Below are 15,269 nucleotides of genomic sequence, written 5' to 3'. Positions count from 1 at the left end.
TCCCCTTCCACTGCTCCGGAAGAAGACCGATGCGCCAGCCCGCCCCGTCCACCGCGCGCAGACGCACCGCGTGGTGGCCCCTGGTCCTGACCGCACTCCTCCTGGCCTGGGCCCTCCCTCCCGCCCCGGCCCAGGCCACCCCCCGGCCCCAGCCCCGGCCGAACCGCGAGCACCGGCACTCGGTCCACCACAAGCGCCACCATTCACCCCGGCTGTCCCAGCAGGCGAAGACGGGCCGCTACGGGGGCGGCGAGGCCAGGCTCGGCACGCTCCGCACCTGGCCGACCGTCGACTGGTCGCAGCAGACCGTGCTGCGGGAGTTCCGGCTGCGCGCCGTCACCGAGCACGCCGAGATCTGGGTCCCCACCGGCGACCTGCCGGTGGACACGGACGACTGCAGCAGCTCGAACGCCGACGACCTCGTGATCACCGACCCGCAGCTGCGCTACCTGGGCGAACAGTTCGAGCACGTGATCCGCCCGCGCGAGGCCAAGGTGTTCGGCGTCCCGAGGCCCCGCGACGGCAGCCACGCCAAGCCGGAGCTGCTCGACCCGAGCATCCCGCCGGACGCCTGGCGCGGCAAGGGCGACCGCGTCGTCGTGCTCGTCGACAACATCGCGTCCGGCGGCGAGTTCATCAGCGCCGACGTCGACGCGACGGACCGCAACATCCTCATCATCGAGGCCGCGGGCTGGAAGACCATGCTCGGCGCCAGGCCGGCCAACCTGGGCGGCAGCCCGTGCCGCATCTGGGAAGGCTTCCCGATGCCGAACTACATCGAGGGCCTGCTCGCCCACGAGTACAACCACGTGCTCTGGTACAGCGGCGCGCAGGACCCCAACGGCGCCAACTGGACCATCGAGGGCACGGCCGAATGGGCCAGGTGGCTGGTCGGCTACGACGACCGCTCCGAGGACGCCCTCAAGAACCTCAAGATCGGCTGCTTCCAGGGCCGCCAGAGGGCCATGTTCCCCGCCGGGTACACGGACCCGTACGGCGACCGCAACGGAGGACCCGAGAACTCGCTCACGCTCTGGCCCGACCCGGGACAGAGCTTCCTGTGCGACTACGGAGCCTCCGAGGTCATGATCCACACCCTCTCCGAACGCCACGGACACGGCTTCGTCAGGGACCTCCTCTACGCAGGCGGAGGCTCCGGCTTCGAGCGCCTCGCCAAGACCCTGGCCCGGCACGGAGCGCACGAGGACCCCTTCGCCCTCCTGCGCGACTGGTCCACCACGGCGGCCCTCGACGGCATCCTCGACGACGGCGCCGAACTCACCGGAGCCGACCCCCGCCGCTTCCGGGCGAAGGCGCTCCACTCCACCGTCAACCTCGACACCCCCTTCGCCTACGCCCGCCCCGGCGCCCCCTCCAACGGCGCCGACTTCGTCCGCCTCCGCGACGCCTCCGGCAGGCCCCTGACGGCATCCGCCCTGCGGAGCCTGGACTTCGAGGCACCACTCGTCTACCCGACCCGCCCGGTCGAGTGGACCGTAGACCCGGACGGCCACGCACCCGGCGACCCCGCCCTCTACTCGGGCCCCCCTGGCGACGAGGTCAGCATCGACCGCAGCATCGTCCGCGAGATCACGGTCGACCCGGCCGACCCCACCCTCACCTTCGACGCCCGCTGGGACATCGAACCCGGCTACGACCTCGGCGCCGTCCAGGTCTCCACCGACGGCGGCGCCACCTTCACCTCCCGCCGCAGCGCCGGCATGGTCACCACCCTGAACGGCGATGCGGCATCCGACATCGCGGCCCTGCTCCCCGGATTCACCGGAGACTCCGGCGGCTGGACCCACCAGAGCATCGACCTCTCCGACCTGGCCGGCCGGACCGTACTCGTCGCCTTCCGCTACAAGACCGACGCCAGCGTGATCCAGCCCGGCCTGTGGATCGACAACATCAAGTCCGGCGCCACCCTCGTCTCCGACGGCACGACCCTCACCGGCTGGCAGACGATCAGCAGCTACCAGATCCACACGATCCCCGGCATCAGCCTGCGCCTCGTCGCCTACACCGACGACCACCAGCACGCCTGGACCGCCGACGTCCCCCTGGACGCCAACCACCACGGGGCCCTCGACCAACGCCGCCTGCGCCGCCTGCTGGGCACACAGGCCAAAACGGTCTTCGCGATCATCGACCACTACGAACCCACCGAATCAATCAAGATCGCGGCGCCCTACCGCCTCACCGTCAACGGCGTCCTCCAGCCCGGCGGCAGCTGACCGCCGGCCCGGCTTCCCTACCGGCCGGGAAGGGAGGATCGTGGACGGTATGACCGCTAGGAGGTGCGTTATGCGCAAGGTCATGGACTGCAGGGAGTACCCCAGCGAGGTCGGGTGCACCCTGGTGATCATCGGCGAGGAAGACGAGGTCATGGGCGCGGCCGTCCAGCACGCGGTCGCCGTGCACGGCGAGGAGGACAGCCAGGAGTTCCGCGACGCACTGCGCGGCATGCTGAAGCCCGAGGTCGCCCAGCCCGCCTGACCCCGCCCGGACCGGCAGCCTCCCTGATCCCGTGAATCCACGGGATCAGGAGGAAGCCGCCGGTCCACCGACGCCCACGCAAAAAACGAGCTGCGAGCGCATCGCCTCCCTGCAAGGCTGCGCCGGGTGAACCGTGAACAGATCTCGAAGCTCGCCCATACCCACCACCCCATAAAGTCCCCCCTCAACGACGACTCGGTGACCCGCCTCCTCGCCGACGCCCTCCCGCGCGGCGACGAACGCGTCCTGGACCTCGGCTGCGGCAGCGCGGAATGGCTCCTGCGCGCCCTCACCACGCACCCGAACGTCCACGCCGAGGGCGTGGACATCTCGGAGTCCGACTTGACGGATGCCCGCCACAGGGCAAAGGCCCTCGACGTCTCCGACCGCCTGACCCTCCACCACCAAAGGGCCGAGGACTTCACCCCTTCCCACCCCTTCGACCTGATCCTCTGCGTCGGCTCCACCCACGCCCTCGGCGGCCTCCTCCCCACCCTCGAAGCCGCCCGCACCCACCTGGCCCCCGGCGGCCGCGTCCTGATCGGCGAGGGCATCTGGGAACGCACCCCCACCCCCGAAGCGGTGGACATGCTGGGCGACTTCGCCGACCTCCCGACCACGATCGACCGCATCACCGCCGCCGGCTGGACCCCCGTCCAGGGCCACACCAGCACCCGCCAGGAACTGGACGCATACGAGTGGTCCAACTGGGGCACCCTCGCCGACTGGGCCCTGGACCACCCCACCCACCCGGACAGCCCCGAGATCCTGACCTGGGCCACCACCCGCCGCACCGACTGGCTCCGCACCTACCGCGACACCTGGGGCTTCGCCACCCTGACCCTCCGCCGCACGACGGACTGACCCCGACTCCGATCCCGCCCTGGCGGCAGCGCCGCCAGGGGCTTCAATCCGTCCATTCGCCGGCTTCGACGTTCCCGACGGCGGTGCTGAACTCACGGCCCGACGCGTCGCGGATGTAAGCCAGTTCCACCCACCGCTCGCATCCGGCGAAGTCCGAGACGTCCTCGTTGATCACGGCCATCAGCACCCCCTCGACACCGGACGGGATGTCCCGCACCCGACGGCGCAGCAGGTACGCGTAGCCCTCATTCATCGACCGTTTCCTCGAAGGTGTCGACGAAGCGCTCCCACCCGGCCAGCACACGGTCCAGCAGATCGGCGCTGGGCGTGGCGTAGGGAGGGCTGTGCACCTCAGGCGTCTCCGCCTCGACCGGAAACTGCCGCATTGGGATCACTCCTCTCAGGGGGAAAGCCAGGCGGGTGCCTCTCTAGAGAAGCCACTCGATCGGGGTGCGAAGAGGCCGCAGCACCCCTGAGTGCAGCGGTCTGCCGCTGGGTCTAGGGTGTCTAGAGAGGAGAGGGAGTGATCAGTTCGATGACCAGCCAGGGAAGTTCCCGCCAGCCGAAGTACCAGCGGATCGCCGATGCGTTGAAGGCGGCCATCCGGTCGGGCGAGTACGGCCCTGGTGACCGACTGCCCGGCGAGAACGACCTCATGGCCACGTACGACGTCGCCCGCATGACCGCGCGCCAGGCCCTCGGGGTTCTGCAGAACGAAGGCCTCGTCGAAGCACGCAAGGGCGCCGGTGTCTTCGTCCGCGCCTTCAAGCCCCTGCGGCGGCGCGGTATCGAGCGGTTGGCACAGGAGCAGTGGGGTTCGGGCCGTTCCATCTGGTCGGCCGACACCGATGACCGTGAGCTCCTAGTCGACCAGATCGACGTACACGAGCAGCAAGCCGACGACCGCGTTGCCGAGGCGCTCGGCATCACCTCCGGCGACCAGGTCTGGGCCTGCAGCCGCCGCTTCGTGCTCGACGGCAAGCCGGTGCTCATCGCGACGTCGTACCTCCCCTCGACCCTCGTCGCCGACTCCGCCATCACCCGGACCGACCCCGGCCCGGGAGGCATCTACGCACGGCTGACGGACCTCGGGTACGCCCCGGTCCACTTCCGTGAGGAGATCCGCTGCCGCATGCCGTCGGCGGACGAGGCCGACCGGCTGTCGCTCACCCTGGGCACGCCCGTCATCCAGATCGTCCGCACGGCCTTCGCCGAGGGCGGCCGCCCCGTCGAGGTCAACGACACGACCCTGGACTCGGCGTCCTACGTCCTGGAATACGACTTCGACGCCTAGCGGGGGGCCCGGCCAGGGTCCGTGGGCGGAGATGTCCATCGGTCCCCGATGCCGCTCTGTTCGTCATCAGGCGCGGGTATCAGCCGCAGACGGGCTGCGGACGCCGAACCGAGAGAAGCGCGTAGCGATCTGGGGCGCCCCCGGCCCCGGATGACGATTCCCTGAGACCGCCCAGCCACGACCCGGCCGCCCGACAACCCGTTCAGGCCTTTTCCGGTGCCGTCAGGTCGATCAGCCGGCACACCGTCTCGATGTCTATCTTCACCTGCGCGATCGACGCCCTCCCCGACAGCCACGTGATCAGCGCCGAGTGCCAGGTGTGTTCGATGACGCGGACCGCCGACAACTGCTCTGCCGTCGGCGGGGCCTCCAGCCCCATCGCGTCGAGGATGATGGCCGTCGTCAGCCGCGAGACCGTGTCCACCTCCGGGCTGACGCTGCGGTCCGCGAACGTCAGGGCGCGGACCATGGCGTCCGCCAGGTGCGGTTCCCGCTGCAGCGCCCGGAACGCCCGCATCAGGGTCTCCGCCACCCGCTCCGCCGGCTCCTCGCCCGCCGGCGGCCGCTTGCGCAGCGTCGCGTGCAGGTGCTGGAGCTGGTCCTGCATGGTCGCGACCAGCAGGTGCACCTTGGACGGGAAGTAGCGGTACAGCGTTCCGAGCGCGACCTGCGAGGACTCCGCGACCTCGCGCATCTGCACCGCGTCGAAGCCGCCCCGGCTGGCCAGTTGCGCGCTCGCGTGGAGGATCCGGCGCCGCCGGGCCTCCTGGCGCTCGGTCAGGGGAGGGGATGCCGGGCCGGTCGTCGTCGCCGGTTTCGTGACGGCCTTCGCTTCCGCTGTCATGTGTCCCGTTCCTGGCGTTCCGTGTCGTTGCGGGGGCTGATTCCGGGATGGGCCGGTGGAAGTTCCGTGACGGTCCGGACGTCAGCATGTCAGGCGTCCGAGCCGTGGCGCGAATCACCTGCTCCGCCTCTTACGGTGTGGTTTCCGGCCGGTAGATTCAATGGTCTTCGACGGATCAAGTCTGAAACTTGTTCTACATTATCCGAGCGGTTACGCTCCGGCGACAGCGCAGGGAGAAGGGGGCCGAGAGTGACCGCAGAGGCCGTGGTGACGAGCCCTTTCGAGGCCGTCGAGGCTTCCGCCGCCGACGGCGACCGCCCGATGCGCATCGCACTCCTCACCTATAAGGGGAACCCGTTCTGCGGCGGCCAGGGCGTCTACGTCCGCCACCTCTCCCGCGAGCTCGTGAAGCTGGGCCACTCCGTCGAGGTGATCGGCGCGCAGCCCTACCCGGTGCTCGACACCGGCGCCACGCTCACCGAGCTGCCGAGCCTGGACCTCTACCGCAGCCCCGACCCGTTCCGCACACCGGGGCGCGACGAGTACCGGGACTGGATCGACGCCCTCGAGGTCGCGACGATGTGGACCGGCGGCTTTCCCGAGCCGCTGACCTTCTCCCTCCGCGCCCGACGCCATCTCCAGGCCCGCGCGGGCGAGTTCGACGTCATCCACGACAACCAGACCCTCGGCTACGGCCTGCTCGGTGACCTCGGCGCACCGCTGGTGACGACCATCCACCACCCCATCACCGTCGACCGCAAGCTGGACCTCGCCGCCGCCAAGGACCGCAAGAAGCGCGCCTCCGTGCGCCGCTGGTACGCGTTCACGCGCATGCAGGGCCGCGTCGCCCGCCGCCTGCCCTCCGTCCTCACGGTCTCCGGCTCCTCCCGGCAGGAGATCGCCGAACACCTCGGTGTCCGCGACGACCGCATCCACGTCGTCCACATCGGCGCCGACACCGACCTCTGGTCGCCCGACCCCTCCGTGGCCGAGGTCCCCGGGCGGATCGTGACCACCTCCAGCGCCGACGTCCCGCTCAAGGGGCTCGTCCACCTCGTCGAGGCGCTCGCCAAGCTCCGCACCGAGCAGCCCGACGCGCACCTCGTCGTCGTCGGCAAGCGCGCCGAGACCGGGCCGGTCGCCCGCGCGATCGAGAAGTACGACCTCCAGGACGCGGTGCGCTTCGTCAAGGGCATCACCGACGCCGAACTGGTCGACCTCGTGCGCAGCGCCCAGGTGGCCTGCGTGCCCTCCCTCTACGAGGGCTTCTCGCTCCCCGCGGCCGAGGCCATGGCCACCGGCACCCCGCTCGTCGCCACCACCGGCGGGGCCATCCCCGAGGTGGCAGGCCCGGACGGGGAGACCTGCCTGGCCGTGCCGCCCGGCGACGCGGGAGCGCTGGCCGCGGCCCTGGGCCGGATGCTGGGCGACGCGGAACTGCGCGTCCGGCTCGGAGCGGCCGGCCGGGAGCGGGTGCTGGCCCGGTTCACCTGGGCCAAGGCCGCCGAAGGCACCGCCGCGCACTACAGAGCCGCCATCGCGCGTGCCGCCGCCGCTCGGACCCGGTGACGGACGCACCACCACCCGGCGAGCACCGCACGCACCGCAGACCACCCGCACCCCCCCACGCCACCCGCACGACCCGCACGACCCGCACGACCCGCACGACCCCACAACACTCACCACCCCGCACCATCCCGCACCACCCCACAACACTCACCACCGCGCACCACCCCGCACCACCCTTCACCCCCGTGACCGCGAAGGCAGGACCCCGTGCTGACCGTCGATTTCTCCCGGTTCCCGCTCGCCGCAGGCGACCGTGTGCTCGATCTGGGCTGCGGCGCAGGCCGGCACGCCTTCGAGTGCTACCGGCGCGGCGCCCAGGTCGTCGCCGTCGACCGCAACGGCGAGGAGATCCGCGAGGTCGCCAAGTGGTTCGCCGCCATGAAGGAGGCCGGTGAAGCCCCGGCCGGCGCCACCGCCACCGCCATGGAGGGCGACGCCCTGGCCCTGCCCTTCCCCGACGAGTCCTTCGACGTCGTCATCATCTCCGAGGTGATGGAGCACATCCCCGACGACAAGGGCGTCCTCGCCGAGATGGTGCGCGTGCTCAAGCCGGGCGGCCGCATAGCGGTCACCGTCCCGCGCTACGGCCCGGAGAAGATCTGCTGGGCGCTGTCCGACGCCTACCACGAGGTCGAGGGCGGCCACATCCGCATCTACAAGGCGGACGAGCTGCTCGGCAAGATGGAGGCGGCGGGCCTCAAGCCGTACGGCACCCACCACGCGCACGGCCTGCACTCGCCGTACTGGTGGCTCAAGTGCGCCTTCGGCGTGGACAACGACAAGGCGCTGCCGGTCAAGGCGTACCACAAGCTCCTGGTCTGGGACATCATGAAGAAGCCCCTGGCCACCCGCCTCGCCGAGCAGGCCCTCAACCCGCTCATCGGCAAGAGCTTCGTCGCCTACGCGACCAAGCCCCACCTCCCGGTCGAAGCCGCCGAGGCCGCCAAGCCCTCCAAGGCCGCCAACGCCTCCAACGCCGCCGGCGCAGCCGGTTCAGCCCAGTGAGCTCGCCGGAGCGCACCGTTCCCGAACACCTCGTGCTGGACGGCGTGCTGACCGCCGAACAGGCGGCCCGCACGGTCGAGGGGATACTCGCCGTCCAGCGCGCGGACGGCGCCATACCGTGGTTCCGGGGCCACCACCTCGACCCGTGGGACCACACCGAGGCCGCGATGGCCCTCGACGCGGCCGGCGAGCACGAGGCGGCGGAGCGGGCCTACGTCTGGCTGGCCCGCCACCAGAACCAGGACGGCTCCTGGTACGCGGCCTACGCGGACCGGCCCGACGGGGTGGACACCGCCGAACCGCAGGACGCGGGACGGGAGTCCAACTTCGTCGCGTACATCGCCGTCGGCGTCTGGCACCACTACCTGGCCACCGGCGACGACACCTTCCTGGACCGGATGTGGCCGGCGGTCGTGGCGGCCGTCGAGTTCGTCCTCGGCCTCCAGCAGCCCGGCGGCGAGATCGGCTGGAAGCGGGAGGCGGACGGCACGGCGGTCACCGACGCCCTGCTGACCGGATCCTCCTCCATCCACCAGGCCCTGCGCTGCGCCCTGGCCATCGCCGACCACCGCGGTGACCCGCAGCCCGACTGGGAACTGGCGGCGGGCGCCCTGGCGCACGCGATACGCCGGCACCCGGAGCGGTTCCTGGACAAGTCCCGCTACTCGATGGACTGGTACTACCCGGTGCTGGGCGGCGCCCTGACGGGTGCGGAGGCGAAGGCGCGCGTCGAGGAACGCTGGGAGGAGTTCGTCGTCCCGGACCTGGGGGTGCGGTGCGTGCTGCCGAACCCGTGGGTGACGGGCGGGGAGTCCTGCGAGCTCGCGCTCACCCTCTGGGCGATGGGGGAGTCGGACCGGGCGCTGGAGATCCTGCGCTCGATCGGCCACCTGCGCGCCGACAACGGCATGTACTGGACGGGTTACGTCTTCGAGGTCCGGGCGGTGTGGCCGGTGGAGCAGACGACCTGGACGGCGGGCTCGCTGCTGCTGGCGGTGGCCGCGCTGGGCGGGGACGAGGCCACCACGGTCGTCTTCGGCGGCGACCGGCTCCCGCCGGGCATGGACCCGGGCTGCTGTTCCTAGGACCGTAGGACCGTTCCTCTGTTCCTAGGACCGTGACCGTTCCTCGGACGCGGCCTTTCCCCCGTTCAGAGGCGGTGCAGGAGGCGGGCCAGGGCATGGCCCGCCACCAGGTAGACGACGGCGGCGATGCCGTAGCCGACGACCACCTGCGCCCAGTGGCGGCCGAGGTGGAAGATGTCGAGCGACCAGCCCGCCAGCCAGGTCGCCGCGTCGTGGAACCACTGGACTACGTCGTTGGAACGGTTCGCGTCCAGCAGGTCCATCACGATCCACACGATGATGATCAACGCCACGACGTCGGCGGCCAGCGCCACGAGCCGGCCGGCCGACCAGCCGGCCCGGCGGCGTCCTGCGATGCGGTCTCCGTACATGCCGGGCGTCTTGCCGCTCCCGCCCGGTTGAAACCCGTACGGCCCCGTTCCGGTGGCGACGGCCGCTCCGTCCCCCCCGTGTCCGAACGGGTCGCCCGAGTGGCGGGGGGACGGCGGCCGGGTGAGGCTGCGGGGGACACCTCAGTCCCCGGAGGCAACCGTGCGCGTACCCACCACCGTCCGATTCCGCCGCGCCGTGGCGGCCGTGGTCCTGTCCACCTCGCTGATCGCCGGTGCCTCCGCGTGCGGTACCGGCGGCGACCGGGGGCAACGGGAGGAGGTCTCGTCGGCGGCGACCGCGGCGGAGCTGGCCGCCCTCGCGGTGGCGGAGCCGGACGCGGCCGAGGCCGACGAGCTGGCCGCGGCGACGCCCGAGCCGAGCACGTCGGAGGAGCGGCAGAAGTTCGCCAAGACGCGCTTCGTCGCCAACGCCGGTCTCGCGGCGGGGGCCACCTACCAGTGGATCATCAAGCCGTACCGGGCGGGCAAGTTCAAGAAGGGCGCGAAGGGGCGGACGTTCGCGCTGATCAAGGCGGGTCTCGCGGGCGCGTTCGCGTACAACCGGCTGAAGGCGGCGGCCGACAACGCCAAGGGCGACCCGCTGCTGTCGAAGGCGATGGGGCCGCTCACCGCGGGCATCGACTCCCTCAAGAACCTGGGCAGCAAGCTGCGCAAGGGCAACGCGGGCGACGCCGACATCAGCTCCTTCGAGAACGTGATCAGCGGGGTGAAGGAGGCCGGCAAGAGCGCGGGCGCCCCGGTGACCGACCAGGTGCCGAGCGTCTCCCAGCTGGGCGGCTGACCGCCCCGCCGCCCGGCCGCGGGTGCTTGGCCGCACGGCCGCCGATGCCGCCCACCGGGAGACCGGTGGGCGGCATCCGCGTGGCGGCGCAGCCGGTGGCGGATTAACCGTTGAGCTCCGCCAGGACCCGGAGGGTGTGGGGGTCGGGGGCGGTGACGAGGAGGTCGGTGACCGGGCCCTTGCGCCACAGCTCCAGCCGTTCCGCGATCCGTTCGCGCGGGCCGACCAGGGAGATCTCGTCGGCGAAGGCGTCCGGCACGGCGAGGACCGCCTCCTGCCTGCGCCCGGCCAGGAACAGGTCCTGGATCCGGCGGGCCTCGGCCTCGTAGCCCATCCGGGCCATCAGGTCGGCGTGGAAGTTGCGGGCCGCGTGCCCCATGCCGCCGATGTAGAAGCCGAGCATCGCCTTGACCGGGAGCAGCCCCTCGGTGACGTCGTCACAGACGTGGGCCCGGGCCATCGGAGCGATCATGAACCCCTCGGGCAGACCGGCCAGGGAGGCCTGGTAGACGTCCGTGCGGGTCGGGGACCAGTACAGCGGCAGCCAGCCGTCGGCGATCCGGGTCGTCTGGGCGATGTTCTTCGGCCCCTCCGCCCCCAGCAGCAGCGGGAGGTCCGCGCGCAGCGGGTGGGTGATGGGCTTGAGGGGTTTGCCGAGGCCGGTGCCGTCCTGCCCCCGGTACGGGTGGGCGTGAAAGCGGCCGTCCAGCGCCACGGGGGCCTCGCGGCGCAGCACTTGGCGGACGACGTCGACGTACTCGCGGGTGGCGGTGAGCGGGCTCGCGGGGAAGGGGCGCCCGTACCACCCCTCCACCACCTGAGGCCCGGACAGGCCCAGGCCCAGCATCATCCGGCCGCCGGAGAGGTGGTCCAGGGTGAGGGCGTGCATGGCGGTGGCCGTGGGGGTGCGGGCGGCCATCTGGGCGATGGCGGTGCCCAGGCGGATGCGGGAGGTGTGGGCGGCGATCCAGGTGAGGGGGGTGAAGGCGTCGGAGCCCCACGCCTCGGCGGTCCACACCGAGTCGTAGCCCAGGCGTTCGGCCTCGGTGGCGAGGTCGAGGTGGGAGGGGCTGGGTCCGCGGCCCCAGTAGCCGAGTGCGAGTCCGAGGCGCATGTACGGTCCCCTCCGCGATGCCGGTGCCGTTGCCGTTGCCTGAGCCGGGTCCTGACCGGGGTCGCGAGCCGTGATGCGAGCCGAGCCCGAACTCAGGTCCCAGCCGAAGCCGAAGCCGAAGCCGAAGCCCGAGCCTGAGTCTGAGCCTGAGCCCGAGCCTCAGCCCGAACCCGAGCCGAAGCCTGAACTCTGGCCCGAGCCCGAGCCCGGACGGGATCTGATGCAGCGTCAGGTACCGTCCGGGCGACTGTAGGGCACGCCGCCCCCGCCGGGAAGTGCGACGGCCCCCCGCCGGTGGGGCGGGGGGGGGCGTGCGGGTGCGCTGCGTGCGGGCGGGGGTCAGCCGCGCTGGATGCCCGAGGTGTCGTTCAGGACGCCGCGGCGGCCGTCCTGGGTCTGGGCGATCAGCGTGGACGGGCCGCGCTGGTCGACGGCCAGGTACCAGGTGCCCGGGGCGAGTTCCGCGATCGGCGTCGGGGAGCCGTCCTCGGCGAAGAGGGGCCGGGCCACCGGCACCGCGAACCAGAACGGCGTGAACTCCGCGGCCGGGAACCCGGCGCCGGCGGAGTCCTGCGGGGCGCCCCCGTACGGCGGGGCCGGCTGCGGCGTGGCCCCGTAACCCTGCGGCTGCTGCCCGCCCGGGTAGCCGTAGCCGGTGCCGGGCTGGCCCCCGTACGGCTGGGCGGTGACCGGCCTGGGCTCCGGGACCAGCGGCCCGGCCAGCGCGGGGACCTTCGAACCGGCGACGGCCACCGCGGCCAGGGCCAGCGTGGCGAGGAAGCCGAGGATGCAGCCGGCGGCCAGGTCGGCCAGCGGCGGGGTGGCGATCAGCGACCAGAGTCCGTTCCAGGCGGCGGCCACGGCCAGCACCGTGCCCCAGGCCGTCAGGGTCAGGCCGGCCACCTTGCGGCCCTCGGGCTGGAAGCGGGCCCCGATCAGCAGGCCCGCCGCGATGAAGCCCATCAGGAAGACGGCCGGCAGGGCCAGCCGGTAGACGTCGGTGTCCCACACGCTCGGGAGGTCGGCGCCGCTGGCGGCGGAGTAGAAATCGAGGAACGAGGCGATGAACAGCAGCACCGCTGCTCCGATCACCACGCCGTCGCCTCGAGTGAGGGAGCGGATGTTCACGTCTCTGGTGTCCTTCTCGGTCTTGGCAGGGGGCGGATCGGGCGCCCCCATGGTACGGAGGTTTCCGCGGCCGAGAGGACCGGGGCGGCGAGCCGCCACGGGACTGCCCCTGGGGACTGTCCCCGGGGGCGGCCCCCGGGGGCGGCCCCGGGGGACTGCCTTCCAGGGGACGGCCCTTCGGGGGCCGCCGCCCCGGAGGACTACCCGCCCAGGAAGCCGGTGATGCCGTCCGCGATGCCCTGGGCCGCCTTCTGCCGCCACTCCGGACTCGTCAGCTGCGCCGCGTCCTTGTCGTCCCGCATGTTGCCGCATTCGAGGAACACCTTGGGCCGGGTCGACAGGTTGAGGCCGCCCAGATCGTCCCGGACGACCAGCCCGGTGCCGCTGCCGAGGTAGTTGGCGGGGGACGAGCCGGTGGTGCGGGCGAAGTTGGAGGCGATGCGCTCGCCGAGGTCGCGGGAAGGGCCGACGATCTTCGCGGTGTCGGCCGCGCCGGCCTTGACGCGGGCGGGCAGGATCACGTGGAAACCGCGGTTGCCGGCGGAGGCGCCGTCGGCGTGGACGGAGACGACGGCGTCGGCCGCGGCCTGGTTGCCGATCCGGGCCCGCTCGTCGATGCAGGGGCCCCAGGGGCGGTCTCCGTCGTGGGTCAGGACCACCTTGGCGCCTTTGCCCTCCAGCAGGGCGCGCACCCGGTGGGAGACGTCGAGGGAGAACTCCGCTTCCATGTAACCGGAGTTGGTGGTGGTGCCGGTGGTGTCGCACTCCTTGCGGTTGGTGCCGATGTCCACCTGCTGGTCGATCTCCCGGCCGTGCTTGAAGTTCCCCGTGTTGTGCCCGGGGTCGATGACGACGGTCCGGCCGCTCAGCGGACCCTTGGCGGGAGCGGCGGCGGGCTTCGGGGCGGCCGGGGCGGCCGGGGCGCTCGGAGAGGCGCTGGCCTTGGCGTCAGCCGCGGCCGCGGGGGTGGAGGCGGCGGCCGCCGCCCCCGCGGGCTGCGGGGCGGCGGCTCCCGAACCGGCCAGCACCTGGGTGAGCACCCAACCCGCCAGGCAGGTCGGGGCCAGCGCCGCGAGCGCCACCGCAAGGGCGGGCCGGCGTGCGAACCAAGGCCGGTCGGGGCTGATGGAGGAGGCGGACTCGGGCGGCGGGGGGCTGTCGTCGTAGCGCACGTCGCGATGCTAGAACGCCCGGGCGGCTCCCATACGCACACTGCGCCATCCGAGGGCGTGGTCTGATTGTCGGTCTTGTAGGCCTGGCTTGGCCCGGCTTGGCCTGGCGGGGGTGTCCCCGCCGAGCCCGGATGCGCGAGGCCTATGGGAGGCCTATGCCAACGCGAGGCCTGTGCCGACGCGAGGCCTGTGCCGACGCGAGGCCTGTGGCGACGCGAGGCCTGTGCGGGGTCAGACGCCCTCGGCGATGCGGCGCAGGACGCGGAGGGAGTTCGTCACCGAGAGTTCCTCGAAGGCGCCGGAGGCCAGGGCCCGCAGGTAGATCCGGTACGGGGCCTGGCCGCCGTCGGCCGGGTCGGGGAAGACGTCGTGGATGACCAGGGTGCCGCCGACCGCCAGGTGCGGGGCCCATCCCTCGTAGTCGTTCGTGGCGTGCTCGTCGGTGTGGCCGCCGTCGATGAAGACGAAGCCGAGCTTGCCGCCCCAGGCCGCCGCGACCTGGGGGGAGCGGCCCACGACCGCGATCACGTGCTCCTCCAGGCCGGCCTTGTGGAGGGTGCGGCGGAAGGTGGGGAGGGTGTCCATCAGCCCGACCTCCGGGTCCACCACCGTCGGGTCGTGGTATTCCCAGCCCGGCTGCTGCTCCTCGCTGCCCCGGTGGTGGTCGACGGTGATCGCCGGGACCCCCGCCTCGCGGGCGGCGTCGGCCAGCAGGATCGTGGAGCGCCCGCAGTACGTGCCGACCTCCAGCAGCGGCAGCCCGAGCGCGGCCGCGGCGGAGGCGGCCTCGTGGAGGGCGAGGCCCTCGTCGACGGGCATGAACCCCTTGGCGGCCTCGAAGGCGGCGAGGGTCTCCGGCTTGGGGGTGGCGGCCATGGGTGGTCCTCCGGGCGGTGAGCGGGTCCGGCGCGGATGCGGCGCGGGTGTGGCGGGCGTGGTGCGGGTGTGGCGGCCCATGGTGCCCTACCGGGCGGTAGGGCACCATGCCGGGGGTCCGGGGAGGGGGTCGGGAGCAGGGGAAAGGGCAGGGAACGGGGCAGGGGGCTGGGGTCAGTCCAGTTCGTAGGTGAACGTGTAGGGGACGGACGTCTCGCCCTGCCGGTGGACGAAACCGCCGCTGCCGCGCAGGCCCGTCAGGGCGCCGGTGCCCGAGCCCGGGACCACCTCGAAGGTGCACTGGGTCGTGCCGTCCTCATGGAACGAGCCCCGCTCCTCGACCGCGAAGCCTCCGCCGCGGCCGTCGAGGCTGCCGGTGATCAGTTCCAGACCGGTGAACGTGCCGGTGGCCGCCGTCAGGTAGGCGATCGCGTACGTGCACACGGTCTCGGCGGCCTCGATGCCGCCGGAGAAGGAGTTGACGACCGAGGCCTGGGCGAGCCGGGGCAGTACGTCGTCCGGGCCGGCGGCGTGCTCCTCCCACTTGGCGTAGGTGAAGCGGCCGGTGGCGGTGTGCGTGGGCATGGCTGTCCTTCCGGAACGGGCGGTGGTGCTCGTGCGGTGACCAGCTTCGGCGGGATACCTG

The 15,269-nt window shown here is 72.3% G+C and carries 17 protein-coding genes; 8 read left to right on the top strand and 9 right to left on the bottom strand.

The genetic code is table 11. The features are described 5' to 3' along the window. Positions 1-29: 29 nt before the first annotated feature. From BX286_RS12225 to BX286_RS12215, 3 genes are all read left to right on the top strand, one after another. Positions 30-2,237, top strand: coding sequence for a choice-of-anchor J domain-containing protein (locus BX286_RS12225; protein ID WP_121014967.1), 2,208 nt, complete (start codon positions 30-32; stop codon positions 2,235-2,237). Between the two features lie 70 nt (positions 2,238-2,307). Then, entirely contained in the window at positions 2,308-2,499 is a 192-nt protein-coding gene (locus tag BX286_RS12220) for a DUF1059 domain-containing protein (protein WP_079426546.1), read from the top strand. Positions 2,500-2,625: 126 nt separating this feature from the next. Beyond that, the gene (locus BX286_RS12215) at positions 2,626-3,363 is read left to right on the top strand and encodes a cyclopropane-fatty-acyl-phospholipid synthase family protein (protein ID WP_121014966.1); all 738 of its coding nucleotides are present in this window, start codon (positions 2,626-2,628) and stop codon (positions 3,361-3,363) included. Positions 3,364-3,406: 43 nt separating this feature from the next. On the opposite strand, the gene BX286_RS12210 is transcribed toward BX286_RS12215, so the two are convergent. Continuing rightward, positions 3,407-3,616, bottom strand: a complete 210-nt coding sequence (locus tag BX286_RS12210) for a hypothetical protein (protein ID WP_079426542.1) — start codon at positions 3,614-3,616, stop codon at positions 3,407-3,409. Then, a complete protein-coding gene (locus tag BX286_RS36530) occupies positions 3,609-3,749 on the bottom strand; it encodes a hypothetical protein (RefSeq protein ID WP_159036793.1) in 141 nt (46 codons plus the stop codon). Before BX286_RS36530 ends, BX286_RS12210 begins: the two co-directional genes overlap by 8 nt. A 149-nt stretch (positions 3,750-3,898) precedes the next feature. Here BX286_RS36530 and BX286_RS12205 point away from each other — a divergent pair, with 149 nt between their 5' ends. Continuing rightward, entirely contained in the window at positions 3,899-4,657 is a 759-nt protein-coding gene (locus BX286_RS12205) for a GntR family transcriptional regulator (RefSeq protein WP_121014965.1), read from the top strand. Between the two features lie 202 nt (positions 4,658-4,859). Here the strand turns inward: BX286_RS12205 and BX286_RS12200 are convergent, their stop codons facing one another. Continuing rightward, the gene (locus tag BX286_RS12200) at positions 4,860-5,501 is read right to left on the bottom strand and encodes a TetR family transcriptional regulator (RefSeq protein ID WP_079426538.1); all 642 of its coding nucleotides are present in this window, start codon (positions 5,499-5,501) and stop codon (positions 4,860-4,862) included. A 249-nt stretch (positions 5,502-5,750) separates the two neighbouring features. Between BX286_RS12200 and BX286_RS12195 the strand changes: the two genes are divergently transcribed. The 3 genes from BX286_RS12195 (at position 5,751) to BX286_RS12185 (ending at position 9,160) form a co-directional block, all read left to right on the top strand. Then, a complete protein-coding gene (locus BX286_RS12195; RefSeq protein WP_079426536.1) occupies positions 5,751-7,070 on the top strand; it encodes a glycosyltransferase family 4 protein in 1,320 nt (439 codons plus the stop codon). 207 nt (positions 7,071-7,277) lie between these two features. Further along, positions 7,278-8,075 carry a class I SAM-dependent methyltransferase gene (locus BX286_RS12190; RefSeq protein ID WP_100863718.1) on the top strand — a complete coding sequence of 266 codons (798 nt, stop codon included), beginning with the start codon at positions 7,278-7,280 and terminating at the stop codon, positions 8,073-8,075. Beyond that, positions 8,072-9,160 (top strand): prenyltransferase, encoded by a 1,089-nt coding sequence (locus tag BX286_RS12185; RefSeq protein WP_121014964.1) that lies wholly within the window; start codon positions 8,072-8,074, stop codon positions 9,158-9,160. Before BX286_RS12190 ends, BX286_RS12185 begins: the two co-directional genes overlap by 4 nt. Positions 9,161-9,225: 65 nt before the next feature. Here BX286_RS12185 and BX286_RS12180 read toward each other — a convergent pair whose 3' ends face one another. Continuing rightward, positions 9,226-9,531, bottom strand: coding sequence for a hypothetical protein (locus BX286_RS12180; RefSeq protein WP_398898424.1), 306 nt, complete (start codon positions 9,529-9,531; stop codon positions 9,226-9,228). Positions 9,532-9,691: 160 nt separating this feature from the next. Here BX286_RS12180 and BX286_RS12175 point away from each other — a divergent pair, with 160 nt between their 5' ends. After that, the gene (locus BX286_RS12175; protein WP_237292807.1) at positions 9,692-10,333 is read left to right on the top strand and encodes a hypothetical protein; all 642 of its coding nucleotides are present in this window, start codon (positions 9,692-9,694) and stop codon (positions 10,331-10,333) included. Positions 10,334-10,436: 103 nt separating this feature from the next. Here BX286_RS12175 and BX286_RS12170 read toward each other — a convergent pair whose 3' ends face one another. From BX286_RS12170 to BX286_RS12150, 5 genes are all read right to left on the bottom strand, one after another. After that, positions 10,437-11,447, bottom strand: a complete 1,011-nt coding sequence (locus BX286_RS12170; RefSeq protein ID WP_121014963.1) for an LLM class F420-dependent oxidoreductase — start codon at positions 11,445-11,447, stop codon at positions 10,437-10,439. Positions 11,448-11,786: 339 nt separating this feature from the next. Continuing rightward, complete coding sequence (locus tag BX286_RS12165) at positions 11,787-12,575, bottom strand: DUF5336 domain-containing protein (protein ID WP_079426528.1); 789 nt, start codon at positions 12,573-12,575, stop codon at positions 11,787-11,789. A 200-nt stretch (positions 12,576-12,775) separates the two neighbouring features. Next, positions 12,776-13,747 carry an N-acetylmuramoyl-L-alanine amidase gene (locus BX286_RS12160; protein ID WP_100863721.1) on the bottom strand — a complete coding sequence of 324 codons (972 nt, stop codon included), beginning with the start codon at positions 13,745-13,747 and terminating at the stop codon, positions 12,776-12,778. A gap of 231 nt (positions 13,748-13,978) precedes the next feature. After that, positions 13,979-14,623, bottom strand: coding sequence for a class I SAM-dependent methyltransferase (locus tag BX286_RS12155; protein WP_121014962.1), 645 nt, complete (start codon positions 14,621-14,623; stop codon positions 13,979-13,981). 174 nt (positions 14,624-14,797) lie between these two features. Next, complete coding sequence (locus BX286_RS12150; RefSeq protein ID WP_079426520.1) at positions 14,798-15,208, bottom strand: DUF3224 domain-containing protein; 411 nt, start codon at positions 15,206-15,208, stop codon at positions 14,798-14,800. Between the last annotated feature and the right edge of the window lie 61 nt (positions 15,209-15,269).

Origin of the sequence: Streptomyces sp. 3211.6, assembly GCF_003634815.1 — a bacterium.
GTDB classification, from domain to species: Bacteria; Actinomycetota; Actinomycetes; order Streptomycetales; family Streptomycetaceae; genus Streptomyces; species Streptomyces katrae_A.
Note: the sequence above shows the minus strand (reverse complement) of the source record. Positions and strands in the feature narration are given on the sequence as shown.

Coding starts and splice junctions, on each gene's coding strand:
- BX286_RS12225 (WP_121014967.1), top strand. CDS start 30: ATGCGCCAGCCCGCCCCGTCCACCGCGCGCAGACGCACCGCGTGGTGG.
- BX286_RS12220 (WP_079426546.1), top strand. CDS start 2,308: ATGCGCAAGGTCATGGACTGCAGGGAGTACCCCAGCGAGGTCGGGTGC.
- BX286_RS12210 (WP_079426542.1), bottom strand. CDS start 3,616: ATGAATGAGGGCTACGCGTACCTGCTGCGCCGTCGGGTGCGGGACATC.
- BX286_RS36530 (WP_159036793.1), bottom strand. CDS start 3,749: ATGCGGCAGTTTCCGGTCGAGGCGGAGACGCCTGAGGTGCACAGCCCT.
- BX286_RS12205 (WP_121014965.1), top strand. CDS start 3,899: ATGACCAGCCAGGGAAGTTCCCGCCAGCCGAAGTACCAGCGGATCGCC.
- BX286_RS12200 (WP_079426538.1), bottom strand. CDS start 5,501: ATGACAGCGGAAGCGAAGGCCGTCACGAAACCGGCGACGACGACCGGC.
- BX286_RS12180 (WP_398898424.1), bottom strand. CDS start 9,531: ATGTACGGAGACCGCATCGCAGGACGCCGCCGGGCCGGCTGGTCGGCC.
- BX286_RS12170 (WP_121014963.1), bottom strand. CDS start 11,447: ATGCGCCTCGGACTCGCACTCGGCTACTGGGGCCGCGGACCCAGCCCC.
- BX286_RS12155 (WP_121014962.1), bottom strand. CDS start 14,623: ATGGCCGCCACCCCCAAGCCGGAGACCCTCGCCGCCTTCGAGGCCGCC.
- BX286_RS12150 (WP_079426520.1), bottom strand. CDS start 15,208: ATGCCCACGCACACCGCCACCGGCCGCTTCACCTACGCCAAGTGGGAG.